The 4,715-nt window shown below is 52.1% G+C and carries 3 protein-coding genes and 1 tRNA gene; 2 read left to right on the top strand and 2 right to left on the bottom strand.

The window, feature by feature from the left end:
- Both ABYW01_RS14505 and ABYW01_RS14500 read right to left on the bottom strand, forming a co-directional pair.
- Nucleotides 1-418 (bottom strand): response regulator (locus tag ABYW01_RS14505; RefSeq protein WP_372833928.1); only part of this gene is annotated, 418 nt, incomplete at its 3' end.
- 30 nt (nucleotides 419-448) lie between these two features.
- Nucleotides 449-3,553, bottom strand: a complete 3,105-nt coding sequence (locus ABYW01_RS14500; protein WP_372833927.1) for an AraC family transcriptional regulator ligand-binding domain-containing protein — start codon at nucleotides 3,551-3,553, stop codon at nucleotides 449-451.
- Between the two features lie 147 nt (nucleotides 3,554-3,700).
- On the opposite strand from ABYW01_RS14500, the gene ABYW01_RS14495 reads away from it, so the two are divergent.
- Entirely contained in the window at nucleotides 3,701-4,423 is a 723-nt protein-coding gene (locus tag ABYW01_RS14495) for a substrate-binding periplasmic protein (RefSeq protein ID WP_372833925.1), read from the top strand.
- 107 nt (nucleotides 4,424-4,530) lie between these two features.
- Nucleotides 4,531-4,607, top strand: a tRNA-Val gene (locus ABYW01_RS14490).
- Nucleotides 4,608-4,715 lie beyond the last annotated feature (108 nt).

The following is a 4,715-nucleotide window of genomic DNA, read 5'->3' as shown; positions in this document are numbered from 1 at the left end:
GGGCTGATTTGATATCCCGAAAAGAACGTAGGGCGACAACCACAGAGGTCAGCAGGCGGGATGCTGATAGCTCGGCTTTACTCAGGTAATCGTTGATATCGTAGTTCACGATGACCTGTGCCTCAGGTGCGTAACCCGGGTGTCCCGTGCGCAGAACGATACGAATATCCTGATTATTGAGGTGGTTACGGATGTGTTCCACCAACAATAGACCTTCGTTGTCGGTTTCCATTACCACATCGAGCAGTGCAAGGGCGGTATCGGGATGTTGAGCTAACATCTTCTTTGCTTCGCTGCTGCTCATGGCGCTGATCAGCTCAATTGGCCGCTGTTCAAACTCATAACCGCGGAAGATCATCCGGGTAATGCCGTGGATACCTTCTTCGTCATCTACGACCAGTACTTTCCAGGGTGTCATACGCTACTGCAATTCTTGTTATTTGAATGACTATTTTGCCAGCAAAGCGAGGCGCTGTGCCAGTTGTTTTAATTTGGCGTCAGCTCCCCATTTCTCGTAGAACCAGCGGGCTTCATTGAGACAGAATCGGGCCAGATGGTTTTGTTCATCCGCACTGAGATAGTCGGCGTAACGTTCGTAGATCAGGGCGCGGTGAAAGCTGAAATTCTGACGTTCTGTTGCGTTCAGCGCCTGCTCGAAAAAGCGGCCGGGTGACTGGTCGTTTAATCGCGCCAGTTCGGCCCGCAATAGATAGAGCTGACCGTTGAAGTTTTCCGGGCAGTGACGTGCCCAAATCTCCATGCGTGATTCAAGATGGGCGACTTCCTGTTGACGGCGGTGGCTTAACGCTTGCTGTTGTTGCGCCTGAATCAGTCGCATCATTGCCGTGCAAAACAGGGCTTCGCTGACACTGAAATAACCCGCCAGCTCATTCTCCAGTGCTGCTTCCCAGGGATAGAACTGAGGCCAGAGGTGTTGTTGGTCCAGCAGTAGGGCACTGATGATGGTGCTGACCGCCTGCCAGCCATCTTTGTATTCCACCGCTGACGGGAGTGATTGTTGGTCGATGAGCTGCTCGATCAGACTCAGAACCGAGCCGTGTAAGCGTTCAGCTTGATGTCGTTGCTGTTGGTCCAACATCTGTTGATGTTGTATCTGAAGTTCTTCCCGCTGTTCCCTAAGGGGTTTAGCACTGAACAGGTTCAGTTGTGCCTGCAATAAGCGACATTCGCTCTGTTGTAACCATTGTCCTTCGCTGCCGGTCAGCGAATCGATCTGTTCCAGCTGTTCCTGCACCTTCTCCAGCGGTGTGAACCAGTGCTGAACCTGACTGCTGTGTATGAGGGCGGCACTGGTGGCGAGATTGTCGCGAGTGGATGTGAACAGATGATTTTCTGGTTGGGGTACGCCGCCGAACATGGAGGCCAACTGCATACCCTGCGCTGAGAAGGTCTGAGCCAGAGAGAAGTCCGCACAAAACCAACTGGTAACCCACGCATAGCTGACAAAGGCAAATGCGGTTTGAAAGGTACGACCGTGGTGTAGACTCAGCTCAGTCATCCGGCCGATGGCGCAGGCGGACAGTAACGGCTGGCTTTGCTGGCGGGCAAGCAGGCTGACCTGTTCCAGCAGCTGGAGGCGGATATGCTGCTGATCATCCGTCGATTCCCCCATCTCTGTAAGCGCCTGAGCGCTGAACTGTGCAGTGATAAACGTAAGCTGTTCGAGCAGTAACGATAGCTGATCGTTGGCTTGCTCAGGCAGTGGCTGATCGATCTGTATTAACTGTTCAAGCAGATACTTCAATGCTTCAGCGTATTGCCCCTGATGTTGGTATATCCGTGCACGAATTAACGCAGTCTGACCTGCTTCGGTGACGTTAAGGTCAGAGATCGTAAGTGCGTTTATCGTATGCTCGGCCTCAGCAATATCACCCGCAAGTAGCAGAAGATCGGCACACTGCAGCCTGCGTGTTTTAAGGGAGGGTAGTCCCTCTACCTCAGGTAGCCTGCTGGCGACGCTCATATAGCGGCTGGCAGAGCGATAATCCTGGACCAGACGGGCCAGTGCGGCTGCATCCAGGGTGAGTTTCAGCCGTTGGTGTAACTCATTGGGTGTGCAGTTATCGACCGGACTTTGGTCCAGATGAAACAGTACCTCGCTGATCCGTTCTAAGCCCGCATCGGGGGATAAGGCGTCATGTAAAGATTCACCATAACGCTGATGCCTGTGTTGTCGATCATCGGTCTGAATGTGTTCGTAGATGTGTGTCCATATCTCATTATTTGCGAAGCGGTAACGGGTTTTATCCTCGTTATCGTTCAGAGCGATGATCAATCCGGCTTGTTCTGCGGGCCAGAAGTGAATAGCCAGGCGGGCCAGTGGATCGCCGGTGACGCCGGTAAGTTGATTGAGATCGAAAACGTGTCCTGAAATGGCCGCCCATTCGAGCAGTTCCCGACTGAAATGACTGAGGCTGCGGAGTTTTTGTTTCAGTATCAGCTCACGATCATCGCCCTGGAGCCAATCAAAATCCTGTGTTTGGGGTGTCTGCACGGCCATGGCATCAATTTCAGCCGGTTTAACCTGTTGGCGATACTCGCTGGGGGCCATGCCCATCCAGCGTTTGAAGGCTTTTTGAAACGCGGATTGGTTGGAAAAACCGAGCTGAAAGGATATCTCTCCGAAGCTCAACTGTCCTCGCTGGATTAGCTGAAGACACACCTCTCGACGGGTCTGATCATAGATGTCCTGAAAGCTACTACCTTGTTGGCCCAACTTGCGTTGCAGAGTGCGAAGACTTAAACCCACTTCAGCTGCGATCTGTTCGCGCCGCACTGAACCGCCGCCTTCGGCTAATTGCTGACGGATCAGGTTACGGGTTTGTGCGGTGAGCGCGTTTTGCAGTGCCGCTTTGCTCAGCAGAGAATCGGCAAACTCCCGATGCAGTTGATGCATCTCACTGTTGGCATCAAGGCAGATCAGGCTGAGGTATTCACTGCTGAGCATCAACTGATTACGCGGTGCGCTAAAGGTGACCTCAGCAGCGAAAAACTGCTGGTAAGGCTGAATATTCTCTGGCTCCGGTAGCGTTAGATGAACCGCGCGGGCGGGCACCTGGTGGCCGGTGAGCCAGCGTGGCCAGTTGATCAGACATGCGAGAAAGTATTCCACCGCACGTGGATCGTTATGATTCAGTTCAAGCGTCAGCTGAGTGCCTTCAACGCTCTGTTCCATCTGCAACACTGCGCCTTCGAACAGCAGCGGCAGATAATCAATCAGGGTCTGATACGCCAATTCAAGGGTTTGCGCCGTGGACATCAAAAAGCCGATCGAGCCCAGCATTCGGGGCTGGGTTGCTTCACCAAGGTTAAGCGCTATGAGCGGGTTATTGCTGACGGTGGCTAATGTTTCCAGTACGGCGGGATAACGTGCGGCCGGAAAACGAGCACCGGGTTTGGTAAACTCCTGCTCAGAGAGCGCAGCAATGTCCAGAATCTGTTTCTGTAGATCCTGACCTGCGGCCTGACGGAAATGGCGTGCCAGTTGCAGTACCGGCTCGAGCAGTTTTGCGGAGACTGTTGTTACGTGCACGTTATTCGCACCGATATAGGTAGTTGAGCCGAACGGGCTGGCATGTAAAGATCAATTGTGTCAAACGCTATCAGAAATAAGCCTATCACAGAGTATATTTGAAATATGTCCTTACGTGCCAATTGGGGGAGGCGTTTCCCCGTTCAGATGTTAGCGTGTCTGCTGCTGGGCAGTACGTGGGGCACTGCACTTGCCGAAACATTACGCGTGGGGATGCCGTTACCGGGGCAGATTCCGTTCTTTTGGCGTGATGATGGCGGTGAATATCAGGGCGTGTATGTTGATACGTTAAGATTGGTTGCTGCGGATCTGGATGTCGACTTGGAGTTTGTACCGCTGTCACAAGCGCGTTTACGTCGTCACTTTGTATCAGGGGAAATTGATATTGAGGCGGGGGTGTCGGTCAATCTGGAAGTGCCTCCTGAACTGAAGCAAGTCTCCCTCTACAGCCGTCCGTTTGGCATTGTGAATGAAGTGATTATCTACAGCCCGGAACTCTCTTTTCCGGTGTTTATCCTTAAAGATCTGGAGAACCGTCGAGTTGCAACTGTACGTGGCACTTCCGTTCCGGATGACCTGATCCGCGAAGATTTCTCCAATCAGTGGCAGATTGCACAACGGGTACACCGTGGCTGGAATGAGGTCGGGCTGATGAAGGAAGTCCTAGCCCTGCGTTACCAACGAGAAGGAAATCTAAAATACGAAATCTCCCTGCCATACGAAAGCAACCCGGTGATGTTTCGATTACATGTGGATAAAAAAGCACTGCTAAAACCGATGAACGAGAGTATCACGCGTCTTGAAGACCAGGGAGAGCTGGACCGATTGGTGTGTAAATATCTCTGTGGCAAGGGCGAGCCTAGAAACTGAGATGTAAGTACCGTGCTTTGAATTGTGCTCTGCTACAACATTGTTGCCAAAAAATTGAAAATTGGGCTTGCGTCAGCAACAAAGAAATCTATAATACGCGGCACTTCAGGACCATAGCTCAGTTGGTTAGAGCGCTACCTTGACATGGTAGAGGTCGGCGGTTCGAATCCGCCTGGTCCTACCAGAATTCTTAACGAAAACAGCCGCTTACGGATTATGCCGAGCGGCTGTTTTTGTATTACATTTGGTGTGTGGCCTATATGTGGCCTATATGTGGCCTATATGTGGCCAG

The sequence above is a fragment of the Pontibacterium sp. genome (assembly GCF_041587635.1).
Classification (GTDB): Bacteria; Pseudomonadota; Gammaproteobacteria; order Pseudomonadales; family Balneatricaceae; genus Pontibacterium.
Note: the sequence above shows the minus strand (reverse complement) of the source record. Positions and strands in the feature narration are given on the sequence as shown.